Genomic DNA, 19,979 nt, shown 5'->3' with positions numbered 1-19,979 from the left:
ACTACCGGTACGACGTACCGTCGTCCGACCCGAGTCGGACGGCCTCGTCGTCGTCGCGATCGAGATCCTCCAGGTGGATGATCTCCTCGTCGTCGGCTTCGAGCCGTTCCTGGAGGTAGGTGACGTACTCCTTGTGTTCCTCCAACTGCTCCCGGAGGTGTTCGGCTTCGAGTTCGAGCCGCTCGTGTTCCCGAACGAAGCTCTTGGGCACCTCGACCGTGGGCGGGAACGGCTCGGCGTCGTCGTCGCTGCGGAGCTGTTCGAGTTCGTGTTCGGGGACGGCCTCGACCTGGCCGTCGTGGGCAACGAGCGTGTCGACGTAGTCGCGGAACACCGCCGACAGGGAGATGTCGCGCTCCTCGGCGATCTCGCGGAGTGTCTCGAACGCGTCCTCGTTGACGCGGAACGAGATGGTCTTGTTCTTGTTGCCCATTGTCTTGTACGGACATCGTCCGCGAGTGCACTTAACGTTTCGTCAGACGCCGAGGGACGAAACGATCGCGACGACACCCGCGATCGCGAGGAGCAAACCCGTCGTGGCCGCGATGCTTCTGAGCGTCAGCGGGGCCGGCCGTCGGAGGGCGGCGTCGGCGGGGCGGAGCGTCTGCAACATACCCACTCGACAAATAGGGCGGAAGCCGGCATAAGACCGGGCATAACTCAAAATCCGGTCGAACTCACGTCTGGTGGTTCCGCCAACGGGCGAGTGATCCGGCGCCGACCCGTCTGTGTCGGGTCCGGCTACAGCGGCACGTGGGTGGCTGTGCCGGCGACGAGGATCGTCGTCACCAGGAGGGCGTTGACGAACGCCCCGGTCCAGACGCGGCCGGTCTTCCGGAAAAAGTACGTCGATACCGCAGTCGCGATGGTGAGGACCGCAACGAACTGGAACGCGACGATCGTCAGCAGCGGCTCGCCGAACGGGAGCGGCTGCCCCGACAGCAGCACGCCGTACTGGACCGCCAGGAAGGCGACGAACCCGCCGACGGCGGCGACCCAGTTGGTCGCGAACGCACGCCCGAACCCGTCGCCGTCGGTCCGGAGCTGGCCGTTCAACAGCAGCTCGAACGCCAGGAAGAACAGCGTGAGCGGCAAGAGATACCGGAAGACGATGCCGAGTTGGAGTGTGGAGGGGAGCTTGACCGCGAACACCCAGAACCGGAAGTCGGTCCCGAACAGATAGCCGACCCCCGCCAGGAGGAGATAGAAAGTACCGACGACGGCCACCGCCGCGGCGGCGGAGGCGGCAACCGTTCGCGGACCGTCAGCATCGAAGCCGTACCGCTCACGGCTCGTCCCCCGGTTGTCGACCAGGTGCCACACCCCGAAGAGGCCGACAATGATGGCCGCGTTCGCCACTGCCCACACCAGGACGCCGTTCGTGATCTGCTGGGGGAACAGCCACGACGGGCTGATGCTGTTCTGTCCGAGCAGGTTCAACGGCAGGTAGGTCGCCACAGGGATGATTGCCGCGAGCGCGAAAGTGAGATACCGGCTGATCCCCGTTGCGCCCGCCGCTGCAGGCCGATCCCGAACGGCGGTGCCGAGACGCCGGTCCGAGAGGAGCGTCGCGCCGAACGGGAACAGAAACAGCACACCGCCGAGAAGCGACACCAACGTCGCGAGCTCCTTCACCCACCAGATCTGATCGCCTGGGGGTCGGTCGTCGGTCCCATCAAGCGTCCGCTGCTGCCACTCGATCGCGTCGCCAACTGCCGTCGTCGAGAGGTGATCGCCGGGGTGGGTGGTCGCCGGCGTGTAGAGTTGGCGTGCGGTCCCATCCTCGATACTCCCGTAGGTGCGGCCCTCCTCGATCGGGTCGTCGGTACCGAAGAGCCCTTGGAGCTTCTCGCTTCGCTCGACGTCGGAGGCGTGTGGAATCCCCCACATCAGCATCGAGAACTCGTCGTACTCGCTGAACACGACTGCCGTGTTCCGCGGGAATTCGGTGTTGCCCTCCGGCACGCCCGGGAACGAGGCCGTCGAAGACCCCACGAGCGTGACCGACTCGTACCCCTCGGGGTAGGTGGCAGCGGCCGCGACACTCGCCCATCCACCCATCGAGTGGCCCTCGAGCCCGATATTATCGTCGTCGACGAACGACAGCGACTGCATATACGACAGCGCCGGTGGGCCGCCGAACCCGGCGCCGAACGCCGGCGGGTCGGAGTAGCCGTGGCCGGTCTGGTCGATCGCGAGCACGACCATTCCTCGCCTGGCGAACTCGATGGCGAACGGCGACTGCGTCTCCTTGGAGTTGATGTACCCGTGTGTCGCCACCACCCCGGGTGCAGGGTTCTCGTCGGTCGCCCCGGGCGGAATGTACAGGTCGCCTTCGACGGTCTGCCCGTCGGGTCCGGCGAACCGGACCTCCTTCACCTCGACCTGGCCGCCGTTGGTCTGGACGGCGGCCGCCACCAACCCCCCGGCGACTACCATCAGCACGGCGATAATCAATACAGCGTGTCGTCTGTGCATACCCCGTATGTTCGGAAGTGCGTAAAATAACTTGTGGCAAAAAGCGTAGTGAAATTTAATACGGTTTGAAAGATAATTCGGGAACCGAATACGAGCGTCTACCGCTTCCCGTCGGGGCGCCGCTACCCGGTGGCGGTCGGGACGACCGTGACCGGGCCGGTCGTAGCGCCGACTATGGCTCGGGCTGGAGGTCCGCCCCGGAACCCGCGCCGCCGACGCCGAGTTCGTCGCCGTCGGACTCCTCGACGCTCTCCAGCGCCGACACGGTCGACTCGACGTACCGCTCGACCGGGATGTCGTACTCCTCACGCGCCATCCGGCCGTACTCGTTGCCCTCGTCCTCGAAGGCGCTGACCCGGTCGATGGTGCGCTCGGCGGTCTCGACCACCCACCGGTCGCGGGTGGCGGCGTCGACGACCTGGATCGACTCGGGGCGGACCGAGACGTTGACCGTGCCGTCGTCGGTCTCGTAGGTGCGGGGCTTGCCCACGACCGCGACGTACGCCGGGGGTTCGAGGTCCCGAAGCGTACTCGTGGCTTCGGGCTGGTACTGGCCGGCGTACACGAAGAACGTGCCCGTCGGGTCGACGATGCGACCGCGCCAGTACTCGTTGTCCTCGCCGACGTCCTCCTTCTCGGTTAGGGTGCCGACGAAGAACACGCGGTTGACCTTCTCCCCCGTCGGAAGCAGGGCGTACACCGGCGCGCGGTCGTCGTCGGACTCCTTGAAGCTGAACGTCGCGTCATTGAACTCGTCTGCGAACACACGCCGTGCGACCTCTCGGGTCGGAATCTCATTGGAACTCATCTCAGATCGACCTCGCTTTGATCAGGACCGCTTCGGGATCCGCCGGTTCGGCGAGCCGTTCGACCTCGTCGGCGAGGACGTACCGGCCGAGTTCGGGGCCCGAAATCCGGTAGTACGTCCCGAGCAGGTCCTCGCGCATCTCCTCGACGACGACGGTGGTGTCGAGGGCGTCCTTCGCCATCTGCTGGGCCTCCTCGAGGGTGATACCCGTGAGTTCCTCGGTGGTCTCCCGGCCGAAGATGGTCTCGTGGACGGTCTCGCCGTCGTCGAGCACCCCCTTGATCCGGAGGTCGAACTCGCCGTCGACGTCGCCGTGCTCGGAACACCGGCCGTTCTGGAGCACCCGGGTGCAACCCTCCTCGGGGCACCGCTTGATCAGGCCGCTGCCCGACTGGATGTCGACTAAGGCGCCCTCAACGGTGACGGCGTCGTTGCCGACCTCGATATCCTCGTCGACCTTCTCGATCGAGGTCGTGCGGTTGAGCTTCACCGAGAAGTCGCCCTGGTACTCGTCGGTGACGAGGTTACCGAGGCGGTAGACCGCGCCCTCCTCGAGTTCGGGGAGGTCGGAGGTCTCGAAGGCGATGAACTTGGTCCGGCCGGACTCGTCGCCGAGGAGCCCCACCTGTGCGACCGAGTCGCTGCGGGGCTCCCAGAGTTCGACGACCTTCGCGGTGGCGTCGATCCACTGTTCGTCCTGGTCGATGTCAGCGAGGCGGACCTTCTCGTTGCCGCCGCGGCCGAGTTCCTCGCGTTCGAGGCCGGCCTCGTCGAGGTAGCTGTTGACGACCGAGCGCCGCGCCTCCTCGACGGGCACGCGGTACTCCTCGACGAGGTTCCGAAGCCGCTCTTCGACCTCCTCGTCGGTCACGTCCAGGTGGTCCGAGAACTGTTCGGCAATCTCCGCTGCGTGGGTTCGCAGGTCTGACATGGTGGGCTCGCCTCCGCCTTGGTTTTCGTTGGGAGGCACACAGACGTTGGTTCGCCATCAGTAATAAACTGTCGTAACCGGGGTGAAAGTGAAACCGCGGGGCGGCGCCGGTGCCCCTCCGCGGGAGCGCGTTGGCTCGTCTGGCGAGGCTCTCCCGGCGAAAACCTGGCGGTCGGGGCCGACCGGCGCCACCAACGGATCTATACCGATCGCCGCCCCAAGTCCGGGGCGATGGACGAGCGTCTCGAAGGCCTGCTCAGACGGAAGTTCCGGGAGGCGGGCCGGCAGTACGCCCGCGCCCGCGACGCCTACCGCGAGGGCCGCGACGGCGACAGCGGGGACGACGCCGTCGCGTCGCTGCCCCGCGACGACGAGGGGCGGGCGCGACTCGTCTGCCGCCGCCACGCCGACCGGCGGGCGGTCGCGATCGACGACGACGGCCGCCCGGCGTGTTTCAAGGCGGGACACCCCGACTGCGAGGGGTGTCTCGAGGACGTCCGCGACGGGATCGTGGAGACGTGGTGATGGCCGGTCCCGATCCGGGTTCCGGGGCCGGCCCCACGGTCGTCGCCGTCGTGCTCGCGGGCGGCACGGGGTCGCGGCTCTACCCCGCCAGTCGGTCGGACAGGCCGAAGCAGTTCCTGTCGCTTTTGCGCTCGGCGTCGCTGCTCGAACGCACCGTCGACCGTGCCCGAACGGTCGCGGACAGCGTGGTCGTGCTCACCCGCGAGTCGTACGCCGCGGGCGTGGCCGAACGGGTTCCGGACGCCGAGGTGCTGGTCGAACCCGCCGGCCGCGACACCGGGCCGGCGCTCCTGTACGCCACGCACTGGATCGGCGAGCGGTACGACGACGCCGTCGCGCTCGTGCTCCCGAGCGACCACCTGATCGGCGAGTCCAACGGGGAAACGGCGGGGTTCGCCCCCGCGGTCCGGCGGGGCGTCGCCGTCGCGGCCGAAACCGACCGGCTGGTGACGTTCGGCGTCGAACCGACGCGGCCGGAGACCGGCTACGGGTACATCGAGGCCGGGGAAGCACCCGGAACGGTCGAGGACGGGGTCCCTCCTGCGACCGACGCCGAGTGGTACCCGGTCGCGTCGTTCCACGAGAAGCCCGATGCGGAGACCGCAGAGTCCTACGTCGCCGCGGGCCACTACTGGAACGCCGGGCTGTTCGCGTGGCGCCCGGAGGTGTTCCTGGCTGCGGCCGACGCGCCGCCGCTTTCGCCGCTCGTCGACGCGCTCCGGTCGGGCGACGACGCCGAGGTGGCCGCGGCGTTCGAGTCGGTCGACCCCGTGAGCGTCGATTATGCGGTGCTTGAATCCGCCGCCGACGTCGCCGTCGTGCCGGCCGCCTTCCCGTGGGACGACGTCGGCGCCTGGGACGCCCTCGACCGGGTGCTCGACGCCGACGCGGACGGGAATGCCGCCACCGAGGGCGTCACGCTGCGGGCGCTCGAGGCGGCGGACAACGTCGTCGCGGCCGACGACGCCCACGTCTCCGTGGTCGGCGTCTCCGGGCTCGCTGTGGTCGCGTGGGACGACCGGGTGCTCGTCGTCCCGAAGGAGCGGGCCCAGGACGTCAAGCGGCTTGTCCGCCGGCTGGAGGACCGCGGGGAGTTCTGACCCGGGGTCGCCGTCCGCGAAGGTCAGCCGTCGGAGCGCCGCACCTGAACCTTGCCGTCGGTCGTCACGCCGACCAGGAGCGACTCCCGCACCTCCCGGCCCTGGATGGCGTCGCCAGCGGCGTCAGAGACCACTTTCATCAGCTCCGGTGCGGTGCGGTTCACCTTCACGCCCGCCTCGTCGCAGGCGTCGTACACCTGCTTCGGGACGTCGTAGAGGTCGGTCCCGCCCTGGACGGGGATCCGTACCGGCGCGGTCAGCGCCTCCGCGAACGCCACGGTTTCCCTGGCCTTCTCCACGTTCCGGCGGGCGCTGGACTCGATGCTCGACACGTTGGCGCGGGACGTCCCCAGCATCGACGCGATCCGGGACTGTCGGATCCCGCGTTCCCGCAGCACCAGCACCTCGGCCTGTCGCCGAGTCAACACGCTCTCGTCGGCGTCGAACCCGACGGCCGAGAGCGCCTCGTCGGCGTCGGCGGGATCCGCTTCCGCCTCGGCGTCGTCGACCGCCGACGGACCGCCGGGATCACCGCCCTCCGACGCCGGCGCGTCGCTTCCGTCCCGTTCGGCGTTTGTCATTGTCCGCTCGTGGGTCCGCACCGGCAAAAAAGGTGCCACAGGTCGACTGTCCGTCGTGCCCGTCCGACGGGGCGACTACCCGCCCCAGAAGTTGTCGCGGCTGCCGAGCGCGGTCGAGCGATCCCGGCCGCCGCGGCCGTCGTCACCCCGTCGGTCCCCGTCGTCGGCGTCGTCCCCGTCGGCGTCGCCCTCCGCCTCGTCGTCCTCCATCGGGAGGCGCTCGACAACCTTCTTTGCGGTCGCGTGGTTCGACTTCACCCGGTCGATCCGGACGACCGCCCGGGTCGTCGGCAGCAGGCCGTCGATGAGCACGATGAACCCGTCGTCGGTCCGGCCGACGCCCGCTCCGCTCTCGTGGATGTCGTCGACCTCGACGACCACCTCCTCGCCGGGTTTGACGGGCTGTGCCTTGAGGTCCTCGATCGGCTGATCGTAGGAGTTGCACCACTCGGCACCCCCGCGGTCGCCGTAGTACTGACACCCCATCCCGCTGATTCGCTCGGAGTACCTGGGGCAGTCGTCGGCGAGCGGACAGTCGGACATAACCGAACCTACTCCGCGGCGTGTCTAAACGCTTGTGGGTTTGCGAACGGCGGTGTCTGGGGAGCGGTAGCCGGCGACGGGTGTCGCGGATCGCCGCCCGTCGATGGTGGCTCTACCCGATCCCCGGCTTCGCTGTCCTCAGTCACGGCGGGAACCGAGCAAACGGGCGGCCCCCGTCCTCAGTCACGGCGGCCCGCCAGAAGCGCCGCCGCCAGCAGTGCGATCACCGGGACTACCAGTCCGAACCCGGAAACGGCGCCGATCGACTCCGTGCGTTCTCCTTCGGCCGCCGTCGCGGTCGTCGTCGGAGTGTCGCGTCCGGTGACGGTTTCAGTCGCGTCCGACCGTGTGACCGTCGGCTGTGGCGTGTCCGTCGGCTCCGGAGGTTGGGTCGTCGATTCCGGTGACGGGGTCGCCGTCGAGTCGGTCAGGTTGACCGTCAGCCCGCTGTCGGAGTCATCGTCTCCCCCGTCGGCGACGTCCTGTATCCCGCCGCCGGTGTCATCACCTCCGCTCCCGTCAGTTTCGGTCTGGAAATCGGAGACCAGTGACTCGCCGGTGACGATGGCGAACGTGGAGTACCCCGGGGTCGTTACCTCGAACCGGTACGTATCACTTGTCTCGCCGACCAGCGAGGTACTCAGTTCCTGCCACTCGTCCTGATAACGGTAGACGGTGACATTACCCGTGTCGTTGACTTCGGCTTTAGGTAGTTCGATCGTGATCTCGCCGGAGCCGATATCGCTGTCCGGGACGCCCTCGTGATCGACCCGGAGGTAGGCGGGTTCGGTTCCGTCGGGGACTGGTGGTGTACCGCTCGGACGGGTCGTGGTCGTGTTCACCTCGAACGTCCCGGCTGCGGTCTCGTTCGCGAACGTCACTGAGACCGACTCCACCCGCGGGCTGACCGAGTCGGGAACTGATGCGGTGACCTCCTCTCCCGATTCGGCGTTCCGGACGTTCAGTTCGACCGAGTTGCCGTCGCTTTCCACGCGTTCGCGGGACGCGGACGGTGACTCCAGCAGCAGATCGTAGCTGGCTTCCCTGCCTGATATTCGGGCCAAGCCGGTGTTGGACAGGACGAGGGTGTAGACGCCGTTCCGTGGGAGTGTGGCGGTGACCGACGGCGCGTCCTCGTCGATTTCGTCGGTCGCAACGACGCTCCCGTCCGGGCCGACGAGCGTCAGCCGGCTTCCGTCGAACGCGTCGAGTCGCTGTCCGCGACTCACGTCGTCCTGCATAACGGCGCTAATGGACTGGTCGGCCTCGCCGGTGAACGTCGCCGTCTCGTAGTAGACCGTCTCCCCGTCAATCGTGTCGACCGATGGGCCGCTCGGCCGTGTAATGAGGGCTGTAACGGTGGGATCGTCGGGCGAGGCCTCGCCGACGGGATCGGGTTGGACGTGTCCGATGTATCCGGCGCCCTCGCTGTCGTTGTGCAGTTCGTCCGCCGGAAGTGCGAAGGCCTCGCCGACTGCGTGAACTCGCGGGTTCGTCGCTTCGGGGCCACCGGCAGTAGCCACGTACACTGCGTTACCTGACACCGCAGGGGAACTCAGCGTCCGGCCGGACAGGTCGTAGCGCCACCGCTCCGCCCCGGTCGATCTGTTTCGGCCGACGACCGCTCCGGGCGTCTCGTTGATCTCGAAGAGGGCTACTTTGGTGCTGAAGACGCTGTGTTCGGTGAGCGCCGGCGATCCGACGTGCGCGCCTTTCGTCGCGCGGTCCCACTCGACCTCACCGTACTCACCGTCATCGATGTCGACCTGGGAGATACCGGTCGAGTTGTCCGGCGAGAGCGCGTTGAGTCCGTCACCATCCGCAATATAGAGCCGCCCGTTCCGGAGCGCCGGGGAGTTGAGGATGCCGGTAAAGGAGTCTCGCCTCAGCAGCCCCTCCTCGCTGACGGATTTCAACCGGTCACCGCTCCGAGGCCCCAACATCACGATCTGAGCCCCCGTTCCCGACTTCCTGGGTGCATACACCCGTCCGTCGCCGACAGTAATGCCGCTAATGGCGTTGAACTGTCCGGCGTACGTCCACTCGACCTCGCCGGTTTCGAAGTCGAGTGCGTACGTCGTGGCGAGATTCTCTATCGAGATGAACTTCGAGGCGATTCCCAGGCTGGGGTAGTCCGGCTTCGAGCCGGTGCCGGCGCCGCTGCCCTTGCCGGCCGATTGCGCCAGGGAGAGTCCGCCGGCGTTCGCGATCGCTCCGCCGTAGACGGTCCCGTTGTCGACGGCAGGGGTCGTGCGAACGTTGACGACGCCGCGGCCCTCGAACCGCTGGATCCAGGTTCGGTCGCCGGTCTCGGCGTCGTACGCGACCATCCCGCCGTCGCCGTCGCCGCGAGTGACCGGCACGATCACTGTCCCCTCCGCGACGGTAACCGACGCACGCGGCCACGTGCCGCCCAGACCGTTCGGAACGGTGGCAGTCCACCGTCGGTCGCCGTCGGCGGCAGCCAGCGCATAGAGTTCTGGACCGACGCGGAAGTATACCGTCCCGTTGGCCGCTGCGGGTCCGTTCGAGACATTGCCCCCCGTCGGGGACTCGAACGTCCACTTCTGGGTGCCCGTGTCGGCATCGAACGCGTAGAGCGTCTCCTCGACGGCGACGTAGACGGTGCCGTTCGCAACGATCGGGGCGCTGTAGGCTGGCCCGTTGATCGACTCGTTCCACAGAACGATCGGGAGCGTCCGCGGACCCTCCGCGTCGGCGTACCCGGTGTTTCGTCGGTCCGCCTGGAACTGTGGCCAGTCCGTCGCGGTCGTCGGATCCGTCGGCGGCGTCAGGACGAACCGCTGGTCGGTCAACACGTCCTCGGTCGCCGGGACGCAGCGCCCGGCGGGTCCGGCCGAACTGTCCGCTTGCGGGACGACCAGCAGACAGTACTCGCGTTCCGAGAGCCCGTTGAACCGGACGAGTCCCTCCTCGCCGACGAGCGCGTCCTGCGTCGCGCCGCCGGGGACCGACGTCTCCTTCCGGGGGTCCCAGGTCCGAACCGTCACCGGGTCGGCGGTTCCACGCTCGTAAACGTACACCTCGGCACCGTCGAGCGCAGTCCCGTCCGTTCCGAACACGCGGACGTCGAATCCGGTCTGGAAGCCGCCCGCCGGCGCTTCGAGCGGGTTCGCACACGTGACGTTGCCGACGCAGTCGGCGTCAGCCGCGCCGTCGGAACCCCAGTAGTTGCGCCTGGCGTTCCCCTCGGGCGCACCACCGGTCGCGTTCACGTCTACGCCGTTCGAGGTCAGGTTCGTCCGATGGATCCCCCAGTCGCCGGTCGTCCCGACGGCGCGAACCCCGACGGAACCGCCGCTGATGTCGGACGCGTCCGAGACCAGCCAGTCGCCCGCCGCGCCGTCAGCACGGAGGCCGACGGTAGCGGTGTCGGCAATCGAGACGTTCAGGAGCGTCCAGTTACCCCCGGTGTTCCGCGCACTCACGCCGACGTCGTTCGAGTTCAGTCGGCTGTCGGAGATGGACCAACTGGTCGCCGCACCGTCGGCGAGGACACCGGCCCCCGTACTGTTGGAGACGCGGGTTCCGGTGATGCGCCACTGTTCGGTTGTACTGTCGGCAACGATTCCGGCGTCGGTGCTGTCGGAGATCCGTGTCTCGGTGAGCCGCCACGAACCGGTCGCACCGGTAGCGTCGATACCGTGTTCGTGTCCCTCGATGGAGACGTTCGTCACCGTCCAATCGCCGTCCGCGTCGGTCGCCGAAACGGCTACGGGACCGCCGTTGCGGATCGTGGTGTTGGCGACCGACCAGTTGCCGGTGGTTCCCGCAGCCCGAACGCCTTCCGTCCTCCCGAGGGTGCTGTTCCGGATCGACCAGTCGCCGCCGCTCCGTCGGACGACGAGGCCGCCCGAGTCCGAGACCGTCGCGTCGTCGATCCGCCAGTCGCCGGAGGTGTCGGGGGCGAGCAGCGGGGTACTCGCGTCGGTTATCTCAACGGCGTCAACGCGCCACGCGCCGTCGGATCCGCCGGCGTCGATGCCGGTCGTCGCCGAGCTGACCGAGAGGTTCGAGACGCTCCAGTTTCCGGTCGTGTCGGCGGCGACGAGTCCGGCGCTCACGTTTGCGACGGCACTTTCCGTGACGGCCCAGTTTCCGTCCGAGCCGCGCGCGTTGATCGCAGTCGCGTCGTAGCGATCGTTCAGCCGGGCGTCGAGGTCGGTAATGCGCCAGTCGCCGGCTGACTCGAACGCGTTGACCGCGGTCGGCGTCTCGACGGTCGTCAGCCCGACGACCCTCCAGTCGGCGCCGGTGTTCGACGCCTCGACCGCAGTCCCGAAGTCGCGAACCGTGAAATTGCGGATCGTCGTGGTTACGTTCGGCCCGATCTCGAACGCGGCCGACAGCGAGCGCCCGCTCCGGGCGACGACCGCACCGTCGGGAGCAACGACGGTGATGTTCGTGTCGAGGGTAATTCGGCCGTCGCTGTCGTTGTAGGTACCGGAACGAACCAGCACGCGGTCGCCGTCGCTGGCGTTGGCGACTGCCGCGTCAATCCGCTGATACGGCGCCGTCTCGTTGCCGACGTCGACGACGAGCGCGTCGCTGGGCAGGATCTCGACGGTCCGGTTCGTACTGTTGACGCCGCCGTTCGCGCTCGTGACGGTCAGGTTGACCGTGTAGTTCCCCGGATCGAAGTACGTGTGGTTGATCGTTTCACCGGTTCCGGTCTCGTTGTCGCCGAACTCCCACTCGTAGGACGTGATGTTGCTGTTCGGGGCCGTCGAGGTGGAGGCGTTGAACGCGACAGGGCGCGTCGCGTTCTGTGGTTTCGGTCGGTAGTCGAACGCTGCGGTGGGCGTCGCGGGGCCGACCGGGATCACGCGCTCCGTACTGTTGGTCCTCCCCGACGCGTCGGTGACGGTGAGGTTGACCGTGTAGTTGCCCGGAGACTCGTAGGTGTGGTTGACGACGCCGCCGGACGCGGTCGTCCCGTCGCCGAGATCCCACTCGTAGGACTCGATCGTGTCGTCCCCGGAGACCGTCGCGTCGAACGTCAGTTGTTCGCTCGCGTTTGCCGGTTGTGGGGAAAGGTTGAAAACCGGGTCCGGCGTGCCGTCCTCAGCTTCCTCGGATATCGGTCCGACATCGGGTGGCGCACCGGCGGTCGGCGTCGAATTGAGCGGGGTACCACAGTTGACGTTCCCGACACACTGCGAGTCGGTGGGGCCGGATTCCTGGCCCCACCAGTTGTCGGTGGCATCGCCGGTCGTCTCAGAGTCGTTCGCGTTGATGCCGTGATCTTCGTTGGCGGTGATGATCGATCCGTTGACGCCCCACGACGTTTCGACGTTCGATGCTCGAATACCGACGCTGTTGTCCGTAATTTCGGTCGACTCGATGTTCCAGTTGCCGCTTGCGTCCTCCGCGTCGATACCGCGATCAGCGTTATTAGTGACTGATGTATCAGATACCGTCCACGAATTACCGGTCCGCGTGGCGTTGATTCCAACGCGGTTCCCTCGAATTACACTATCTTCGACGCGCCAGTCACCGTCCGCATCGAGCGCAATGATTCCGCTTTCCGCATTATTTGTAATTTTCGTATTATCAATCACCCAATCAGATGTCGTAGCCCGGACGTTGATCCCGAAGTTCGACCCTTTGACCGTGCTCGATCGGATATCGAACCTACCGGTACTTTCGGGCGCGTAGACCGCAACTGCGTCGGCACTAAGTGTGCTGTTGCGAATCGTCCACGCACCTTCGGAAAAAGAAGCATCGACTGCGCTGAACGATCCCGATGGGAGTTGTACGTCGCTATTCCGGATCGTCCAGTTTCCGGTGGAAAACGACGCCAAAATACCGTCCTCGGTATTTTTTATGCTCGTGTTCTCGACGACCCAGTCTCCCGCGGAAAAAGGCGTATTGATACCGTAGTTCCGAGCATCTGTGATCGTCGTATCGCGAACGGTCCACGCTGCCGTCGCTGCGTACGCGTCGATACCGGTCCCACTGGCGTTCCGTATGGTGGCTCCATCGACGGACCAGCGTCCTTCCGTCCCGACCGCCCCAATTGCTGTGTTTATATCTCGGAAATCACTATCACGCACGATCCAGTTGCCACTCGACTCGAAGGCGTTCACACCCGTTCCTTGGTCAACATCCCCGGTGAGATTCGTAACAGTCCAGTCGCCGCCGCTGCTAGATGCATCGATGCCGACTGGGGCACTACCCGAAACAGTCACCTGTGTGTCACGAACTGCCCACCTCCCGTTACTCCGCTTAGCGTTGATTGCAAAAACCTCGGTTACGAATGTGGTGTTCCGAACGGTCCAAGCCGATGCCGTGTCGTTCGCCCTGAAACCAATGTCTGCTTCCGTAATCCTGAACCCGTCGACAGTCGGCGCAGCATTGCTCCCGGCCGGCACCTCGATCACAGAACTGGATCCGTTTGCCGACCCCGAGAGCGTCACCGATCCCGTCGCGACGAGGGTCACGGTTTTGTTGAGCGTCACCGTTCCCTCGTACTCCCCGTCCCGCACCTCGATCCGCTGCCCGTCGGTCGCGGCGTCCACCGCGGCCTGAATCGTGTCGTACGCGTCCGGATCGTCCGGATCAACGACTATCGTATCGCTCTGTGCGTTCGCTTTCCCGGCAGTGTCGCTTCCGCTGACATCCATATCGGCCGTTCCGGTCGTGTCCGACCGGGAGCTACCGTCTCTGTCGGTCGACTCGCTGTTCCGCACCGGTTGTGGGTGCGGAGACATTGATGAGTCGTCGGGTTCAGCCGGTCCATCGTCAACGGCGGCCGACGCGACTCCCATCGGGGCCGACGTAACGACCATCGAGACTACCACCAGCGCGGTCAGGATGATCGCTCGAATCCGGCTAGCCCCCGAGGATTCACCCATCGTACCCACCGGGGTCGATCCCCCTAGTTGACGGATCTGCTGCCCGAACTGCGGATCGAAAAACTGGGCTGAGCGATACGTGCTGCGTGAGAGTACCGACGGCGACTGCGATCGTTCGTGTCAAGACGCGTGTGATTCCGAACTCTCAGGTCTTGCTGTGTGTATATTTTATTTTCGATACTTTTGCCGTTGAGAAGCTCAGAAGCGACCGGTCAGTGTGCTCCGCAACACGGACCGGAGTCGAGAGAATCTCCCGCTGTAAGTCCCCACCTCGCTGCGAGCTCCGGGTGTCAGACGCCCCGCGACGGGCTACCCCAGTAGATTCACCATCCGGACCGGGGTTCCGTGGCGACTGTTACTACTTCTGGTACATACTATCGCCGCAGGAAGCTCGGATAAAGAAAGCTATGTGGTTGTGTGTGGACGGCCACAACCGTGGCGTGACAACAAACAGCCACGTGACCAACTCGCGGCCGTGAGCGAGACCATCCAGTTCCGATCGCGACCGGAGTTGCCGTCCAATATACGGTTCCGTCGCCACCGACCGTTTGTTCCCGCAATTGACTGTTCGAACCGGTGTCGTCCATCGGGACTGCTCCGGCTCTGCTCGAACGCGCACCCACCCGCGGTGGCCGAAGGGCACTCCCGCATAATGTCCACCGGTCGACAGTCACCGTCGCCGTGAGGTATCGTGGACTGTCGTGATCAGCTGATATGTCTGTCATCGTTACTGTCGGAATCGGGTCGGCGTCGTTCCCGACGCGACTCCCAAACTACACGAGCTAGCCGCTCACGGGGCGTGACGACTCCGTGACCGGGAAAACCCATAAATTGATGAATCAGTTACAGGAAGTGAGATGGTGTCATTCGGACCAGCAATCGGATCGTTGCTCTGGACGGGCCTGGGGGCCGTCATCGCGTGGAACGGATGGCAGTCACATACGGACGAACAGGAGCGAGTCGGCGACGCGGTCGAGGTACAGGCGGAGATAACCGACCTCGGGGTCACCGAGACCCAGCAGGCGACCGATGAGAACGAAGCTGGTCCGCGGACCACGCGAACCGAGTACGCACCGCGGGTCACCTTCGAGTACGCGTTCGAGGGCGACGAGTACACTTCGGATAACGTCGAACCGCCGTCGGCGGGAGCGGATACGACGGTCCGGTACCCCGACGAGTCCGGGGCGCGCTCGCACCTCGAGGAGTACGACGAAGGACAGACCGTGACTGCGTACGTCGACCCGGACGCACCGGGAGAGGGGTTCTTGGAGCGGGAAACGAACACCGTCCGGAACCTCGCGATCGTCGGCGTCGGCGGGTTGATGATGGTCGTCGGGGTTGCTGCGCTCGCTGCTTCGGTGGTCGTTCTCTGAGTGCCTGCGAGTTCAGTTAGCGGCACGATCACACGAAATCGGTATTGACGCCCCCGTTGGGTCCGGCACGCGCCGCCGGCATCGGCGCCATCGCAACGTTTTCGTCCGTCTCGCTCCTCGGTTCGGTATGAGCCGGCGTGTCCCCGAGTTTGCCGTTCTCACCGGCGTCGTGCTCGGCGTCTCCGTGCTGGTGACCGGCGCCGTTCTCGGCTGGGGACTCTACGCCACGGCGGTCGTCGGGGCGGCCGTCTCCTACCCGTTCGTCGCCTTCGGGATTCTCCGCGACGACGACCCCGCGGCGACGCTCCCCCCGCGGTGGCTGCTCGCGGCCGGCGCGGTCGTCGCGGCCGCCGGCGGACTCGGCGTCTTTGTCGGCGATCCCACGCCGGGCGGCCTCCTGTCGGCCGCGCTCGTGGCGCTGGTGCTCGGTGCGCCCGCCGCGGCCTACGCGACGCGCTTCGACGCGGGCCTCAACCCCGTGACGCCCCGGACAACGGTCGTTGTCGGTGCCGCCGCGGGGCTCCTGCTGCTCGTCGCCGGACTCGCGATCGACCGGATCCCGGTCGGCGTCGCCGCCGGCGGGGGTACGGGGCTGGCGGCAGCACTCTACGGAGGCGAACGCGGCGTCGACGTCGATGCCCGGACAGAACGGCTCGTCGTTGCGACCGGCGGCGTCGTCGGCCTCGGGATCGTCGGTGTGGGGGTCGTTCGCGGCGGTCCGCTCGGGGAGTGGCTGCTTGCGGGGATCGCGGTTGCGGTGGTACCCAGCCTCTATGCGGCACTGACGCGGGGACGGTCCCGCCGGGTCCGCCGGTCGCAGTAGCGGCGCGATCGACTCTCGTCTGACGGATCAGGCCAGCGGCGTCCGCTCGACGACGGTCCCGTCGACGGTGGGGTACTGCTCGACGAGTTCGCCCTCGGGGACGTCGCCGTCCTCGACCATCTCCTCTAAGAGCCACCACGCGACCTCGACGTGCTCGGATTTGACCGTGTAGAACTCCTCGGGGACGCCCAGGGCGTCGAGTTCCTCGGGGGGGACCCAGGTCTTGCCGTAGACGAGCGTGCCGTCGTCGGTCACCTCGTCGAAGGGCCGGCGGACGTTGCGCGCCATCCGCTTGAGCCGGTTGCGGTGCTGGGCGGCGTCCTTGAACACGGAGGTGCAGAAGTACACCCGCTCGTGGTCGCCCATCGACGCGAGGATCTCCTCCTTCGAGCCCTCGACGGCGGACATATGGCCGTCCTGAAGTTCGTAGCCCTGCTCCTGCATCCGGCGGTAGTTGCCGTCGCTCATCTCGAACTCGTTGACGTTGCAGAACTCCGCGGCCCCCTCGTCTAAGAACTCGAGGAACTCCTCTTCGGCGCGGATGCCGGGGATCTCGAAGGCGGGCGTGAGCCCCTCCTCGCGGGCGATATACAGAATCTCCTCCCACTCGGTGCCGTGGAGGTCCCCCCACAGTTCGTACGGCGGGTGAAACCGGATCTCGTCGAGGCCGGCCTCCGAGAGCCGGCGCATGTTCTCCCGGCCGCCGGTGATCCCGGTGTAGAGGTGGGTGTGGTGCTCGGCGCCGAACTCGTCTTTCAGAAGCGAGAGGTACCGCGTCGTCTTCGCCATCGCCTCCTGGGGTTCGCCGCCGGTGATCGAGGTCCCCAACGCGTCCATCCGGTGAGCTTCTTCGATGACGTCCTCGTCGTCCGCAACTAACCGCTCGTTGGCGTAGACGTCGGTGACGTTCTTCCGGTTCTCGCCGAGCGGGCAGTAAAAGCAGTCGCGCTGGTCGCAGTACCCGTAAACGAAGAGCACCATCTTGCCGCCCTTGGCGCACTGCTCACAGCCCTTCGAGATCATTCTCTCTTTCCCCGTAACCGCCCGAGACTCAAAAGTCGTGCTACTCGCGGCGGCGGTGCCCGTGGCACAATCGATCGGGGGTACGATGGAAGACCCTCATCAAGCGGTATCGTTACACTTCCGTCTCCCTCATCCCCCCGTGGCCGCTTCCATCTCGCCGTCGCCATCACTGTACGTAACGGTCCGTGAGAACGCCCTCACCGGGGGTCGAAACCGCTATGAGCTTCTGATCGTCGTTCCGAACTCGATTTTGATTATCGCCTCACTGTCGTCGATACCGAGTTCCTCTTTCGCCTCGGCGAATCCGTCCGCTGTTAGAACACTGACCCACTGATCGTCACAGTTCGGACAGCGCTTTCTTTCGACTCCGGTGTTAGTGTAATTCGACGACGAAATGATACCCCCACTACCCTTCTCTTTTACGACGATGCCGTTATCTCCAGTTCCGAACTCCTCCACGTCGGAATCCAAATTGAACGATATCGTGGTCCCACACTCGCCACAGGCAATGTTTTCAATAGGCACAGTACAAGATATCTGAAACGGTAGATTAAGCTTTCGGCTGAGCTACATACCTGGACGGAACTGGACTGACTGCTTGTCCGGACCGATTTGTAGGATACTATCACCGCTTCGGGAGTTGGGGTCCGCTCCGGGCCCTTGGCCCCACAATTAACCGTACGAGTGAATCTATTGCGGAAATGCTACGTTCTGACTCGTTCTACCGCATTTCCATAAGCGATTACTAATCGACGGTCCACCGTGAGGTGGGACTGGAAGGGGGAAGTTTCCGGGATCGTGCCCGCTGGGTCCGCGGTGGCTGAATCCGACTGTACGCGGCTCCCGAAAACAGATATACTCCGGCGGCGTATCCTCAGGGGATGCTGCTGGTCCTCTGTGTCGACCTCGACGACGACCTCGGCCGGAAGACCGGCGCCGAAACCCCGATCGTCGGCCGGGACGCCGTCGAGGCGGCGGCCGTCGACCTCGCGACGGCCGATCCGGAGGACTCCGACGTCAACGTGCTGTTCCAGGGGATCCACGAGTACGACGCCCTCCGCGCCGATCCCGAGGTCGACGAGGAGGTGACCGTCGCGGCCGTCACCGGCACCCAGGGCGGCGACGTGCAGGCCAACCGGGCGATCGGCGACGAGATCGACCGGGTGCTGGCGGGGCTGTCGACCGGCGAGAACGTCGGCGCGATCGTGATCACCGACGGCGCACAGGACGAGTCGGTGTTACCGGTCGTCCGCTCGCGGGTGCCGATCGACAGCGTGCGCCGCGTGGTCGTCCGGCAGGCCCAGGACCTCGAATCGATCTACTACACGATGAAGCAGGTGCTTGCGGACCCCGAGACCCGCGGGACGATTTTAGTGCCGCTCGGCATCCTGCTTTTGATCTACCCGTTCGTGACAGTTGCCAGCCTGTTCGACGTTCCCGGCGCGGTGGTCCTCGGCGTACTCTCGGCGCTGCTCGGGCTCTACACCCTCTTCCGCGGGTTGGGCCTCGAGGACGCCGTCGACGGGACCGCCGAGCGCGTCCGCGACATCCTCTATGAGGGCAGAGTCACGCTCATCACCTACGTCGCCGCCGCGGCGCTGCTCGTCGTCGGCGGGTTCCGTGGCCTTGCGCTCTTAGAGACGGTGCGTGTCGACGTCGGCGGCCCGACCCCACCGGTCGTGCTGTCGGCGCTGATCCACGGTGCCGTCCAGTGGTTCGCCGCCGCGGGCGTCACCTCGAGCCTGGGGCAGGTCGCCGACGAGTACCTCGCGGACCGCTTCGAGTGGCGGTACCTCAACGCGCCCTTCTACGTCGTCGCCATCGGAGTCGTGCTCTACGTGGTCTCGGGCTTCTTCCTGCCGGGGGAGGTCGTTGGCGTCCGGTCGTTCTCGCTCACGCAGGTGGCGATCGGCCTCACCGCCGGGACGCTGCTGGGCGTGTTCAGCACGCTCACCTTCGCGATCGCCGAATCGCGGTTCCCGACGGCGCCGGAGACGACGTAGCCGGCGGCCGACGGTGGGGGCCGGCCCGGTGGCGGTGCGGACCGCAAACCGCCCGGCCCTCACCGCTCCCGGACGACGACGAACTCCGCGAGATCCCGGAGGTACTCCAGGGGCTCGCTGTCGTCGACGTTCGAGGTCGCCAGGGCCTCGAGCGCCAGTTCGGACTGGGCGTGGGCCCGCCCGTTGGCCTCCTCGACGGTGAGTTCGGTGACCTGCACCAGGGAGGGGCGATCCATCTCCGCGTCCTGGCCGGTCGGCTTCCCGAGGGCGTCGGCGTCGGCGGTGGCGTCGAGGACGTCGTCGCGGATCTGGAACGCGACGCCGACCCGCTCGGCGTAGTCGCCGAACGCCTCGATCGTGAACGGATCGGCGTCGGCCGCGACCGCGCCGAGTTCGGCGGCCGCACGGAACAACGCCCCGGTCTTCCGGCGGGCGAGCTCCATGTACTCCCGTTCGTCGGTCGGACGGGCGACCAGCTCCGTGGCCTCCCCCTCGCCGAGTTCCGCCATCGACTCCGCGACGATCTGCGTCGCGTGGTCGCTCCGCGACAGCAGCGCGAACGCCTCGCCCAGAAGGCCGTCGGAGGCGATGATCGCGGGGCCGTAGCCGTACTCGGCCCACGCGCTCGTCGTCCCGCGCCGGACCTCGGAGCGGTCGATGATGTCGTCGATCACGAGCGAGGCGTTGTGGACCAGTTCGACGGCGACCGCGAAGTCGACCGCCTCCTCGGGGTCGCCGCCGCAGGCCTCACACGCCAGGACCGTCACGGCCGGCCGGACCCGCTTGCCGCCCGCGAGCGCGACGTGCGCTACCTCCGCGGACAGCTCGGGGGGGTCGACCGCCTCGATCACGGCCTCGAGGCGGTCCTCGACCATCGATACCCGACGCTCCAGATACTCCATTACACGTCGCT

The 19,979-nt window shown here is 66.5% G+C and carries 17 protein-coding genes; 6 read left to right on the top strand and 11 right to left on the bottom strand.

What is annotated here, in order from left to right; genetic code table 11:
• Window position 1 precedes the first annotated feature (1 nt).
• The 5 genes from H5V44_RS12910 to H5V44_RS12890 all read right to left on the bottom strand — a co-directional run bounded on the left by H5V44_RS12910 (window position 2) and on the right by H5V44_RS12890 (window position 4,217).
• Entirely contained in the window at window positions 2-433 is a 432-nt protein-coding gene (locus tag H5V44_RS12910; protein WP_185193543.1) for a ribbon-helix-helix protein, CopG family, read from the bottom strand.
• A gap of 42 nt (window positions 434-475) precedes the next feature.
• Window positions 476-613 carry a hypothetical protein gene (locus H5V44_RS12905; protein ID WP_185193542.1) on the bottom strand — a complete coding sequence of 46 codons (138 nt, stop codon included), beginning with the start codon at window positions 611-613 and terminating at the stop codon, window positions 476-478.
• Window positions 614-741: 128 nt separating this feature from the next.
• Window positions 742-2,478 (bottom strand): alpha/beta hydrolase, encoded by a 1,737-nt coding sequence (locus H5V44_RS12900; RefSeq protein WP_185193541.1) that lies wholly within the window; start codon window positions 2,476-2,478, stop codon window positions 742-744.
• A gap of 172 nt (window positions 2,479-2,650) precedes the next feature.
• The gene (locus H5V44_RS12895) at window positions 2,651-3,286 is read right to left on the bottom strand and encodes an RPA family protein (protein WP_185193540.1); all 636 of its coding nucleotides are present in this window, start codon (window positions 3,284-3,286) and stop codon (window positions 2,651-2,653) included.
• A gap of 1 nt (window position 3,287) precedes the next feature.
• A complete protein-coding gene (locus H5V44_RS12890) occupies window positions 3,288-4,217 on the bottom strand; it encodes a replication factor A (RefSeq protein ID WP_185193539.1) in 930 nt (309 codons plus the stop codon).
• A gap of 231 nt (window positions 4,218-4,448) precedes the next feature.
• On the opposite strand from H5V44_RS12890, the gene H5V44_RS12885 reads away from it, so the two are divergent.
• Window positions 4,449-4,742, top strand: coding sequence for a DUF7091 family protein (locus H5V44_RS12885; protein WP_185193538.1), 294 nt, complete (start codon window positions 4,449-4,451; stop codon window positions 4,740-4,742).
• On the top strand, window positions 4,742-5,842 hold the full coding sequence (locus H5V44_RS12880; RefSeq protein ID WP_185193537.1) for a mannose-1-phosphate guanylyltransferase: 1,101 nt from the start codon (window positions 4,742-4,744) through the stop codon (window positions 5,840-5,842). Before H5V44_RS12885 ends, H5V44_RS12880 begins: the two co-directional genes overlap by 1 nt.
• Before the next feature lie 23 nt (window positions 5,843-5,865).
• Here the strand turns inward: H5V44_RS12880 and H5V44_RS12875 are convergent, their stop codons facing one another.
• From H5V44_RS12875 to H5V44_RS12865, 3 genes are all read right to left on the bottom strand, one after another.
• Window positions 5,866-6,423 carry a Tfx family DNA-binding protein gene (locus H5V44_RS12875; RefSeq protein ID WP_185193536.1) on the bottom strand — a complete coding sequence of 186 codons (558 nt, stop codon included), beginning with the start codon at window positions 6,421-6,423 and terminating at the stop codon, window positions 5,866-5,868.
• A 75-nt stretch (window positions 6,424-6,498) separates the two neighbouring features.
• Entirely contained in the window at window positions 6,499-6,966 is a 468-nt protein-coding gene (locus H5V44_RS12870) for a TRAM domain-containing protein (RefSeq protein WP_185193535.1), read from the bottom strand.
• Window positions 6,967-7,145: 179 nt separating this feature from the next.
• Window positions 7,146-13,076, bottom strand: coding sequence for a PKD domain-containing protein (locus H5V44_RS12865; protein WP_394354541.1), 5,931 nt, complete (start codon window positions 13,074-13,076; stop codon window positions 7,146-7,148).
• Between the two features lie 223 nt (window positions 13,077-13,299).
• Between H5V44_RS12865 and H5V44_RS12860 the strand changes: the two genes are divergently transcribed.
• The 3 genes from H5V44_RS12860 (at window position 13,300) to H5V44_RS12850 (ending at window position 16,040) form a co-directional block, all read left to right on the top strand.
• Entirely contained in the window at window positions 13,300-13,518 is a 219-nt protein-coding gene (locus tag H5V44_RS12860) for a hypothetical protein (RefSeq protein WP_185193533.1), read from the top strand.
• A gap of 1,183 nt (window positions 13,519-14,701) precedes the next feature.
• Window positions 14,702-15,217: a DUF3592 domain-containing protein gene (locus H5V44_RS12855; RefSeq protein ID WP_185193532.1), complete on the top strand. Its 516-nt coding sequence runs from the start codon at window positions 14,702-14,704 to the stop codon at window positions 15,215-15,217.
• Between the two features lie 127 nt (window positions 15,218-15,344).
• Complete coding sequence (locus H5V44_RS12850; protein ID WP_185193531.1) at window positions 15,345-16,040, top strand: hypothetical protein; 696 nt, start codon at window positions 15,345-15,347, stop codon at window positions 16,038-16,040.
• 27 nt (window positions 16,041-16,067) lie between these two features.
• On the opposite strand, the gene H5V44_RS12845 is transcribed toward H5V44_RS12850, so the two are convergent.
• Window positions 16,068-17,063, bottom strand: a complete 996-nt coding sequence (locus H5V44_RS12845) for a radical SAM protein (RefSeq protein WP_185193530.1) — start codon at window positions 17,061-17,063, stop codon at window positions 16,068-16,070.
• Window positions 17,064-17,279: 216 nt separating this feature from the next.
• Window positions 17,280-17,588, bottom strand: coding sequence for a hypothetical protein (locus H5V44_RS12840; RefSeq protein ID WP_185193529.1), 309 nt, complete (start codon window positions 17,586-17,588; stop codon window positions 17,280-17,282).
• A gap of 356 nt (window positions 17,589-17,944) precedes the next feature.
• Between H5V44_RS12840 and H5V44_RS12835 the strand changes: the two genes are divergently transcribed.
• The gene (locus H5V44_RS12835) at window positions 17,945-19,066 is read left to right on the top strand and encodes a DUF373 family protein (RefSeq protein ID WP_185193528.1); all 1,122 of its coding nucleotides are present in this window, start codon (window positions 17,945-17,947) and stop codon (window positions 19,064-19,066) included.
• A 59-nt stretch (window positions 19,067-19,125) separates the two neighbouring features.
• Here H5V44_RS12835 and H5V44_RS12830 read toward each other — a convergent pair whose 3' ends face one another.
• Window positions 19,126-19,968 (bottom strand): polyprenyl synthetase family protein, encoded by an 843-nt coding sequence (locus H5V44_RS12830; protein WP_185193527.1) that lies wholly within the window; start codon window positions 19,966-19,968, stop codon window positions 19,126-19,128.
• Window positions 19,969-19,979: the final 11 nt, after the last annotated feature.

The sequence above is a fragment of the Halobellus ruber genome, assembly GCF_014212355.1.
GTDB classification, from domain to species: Archaea; Halobacteriota; Halobacteria; order Halobacteriales; family Haloferacaceae; genus Haloquadratum; species Haloquadratum rubrum.
This window is presented reverse-complemented; position numbering and strand designations above follow the sequence as displayed.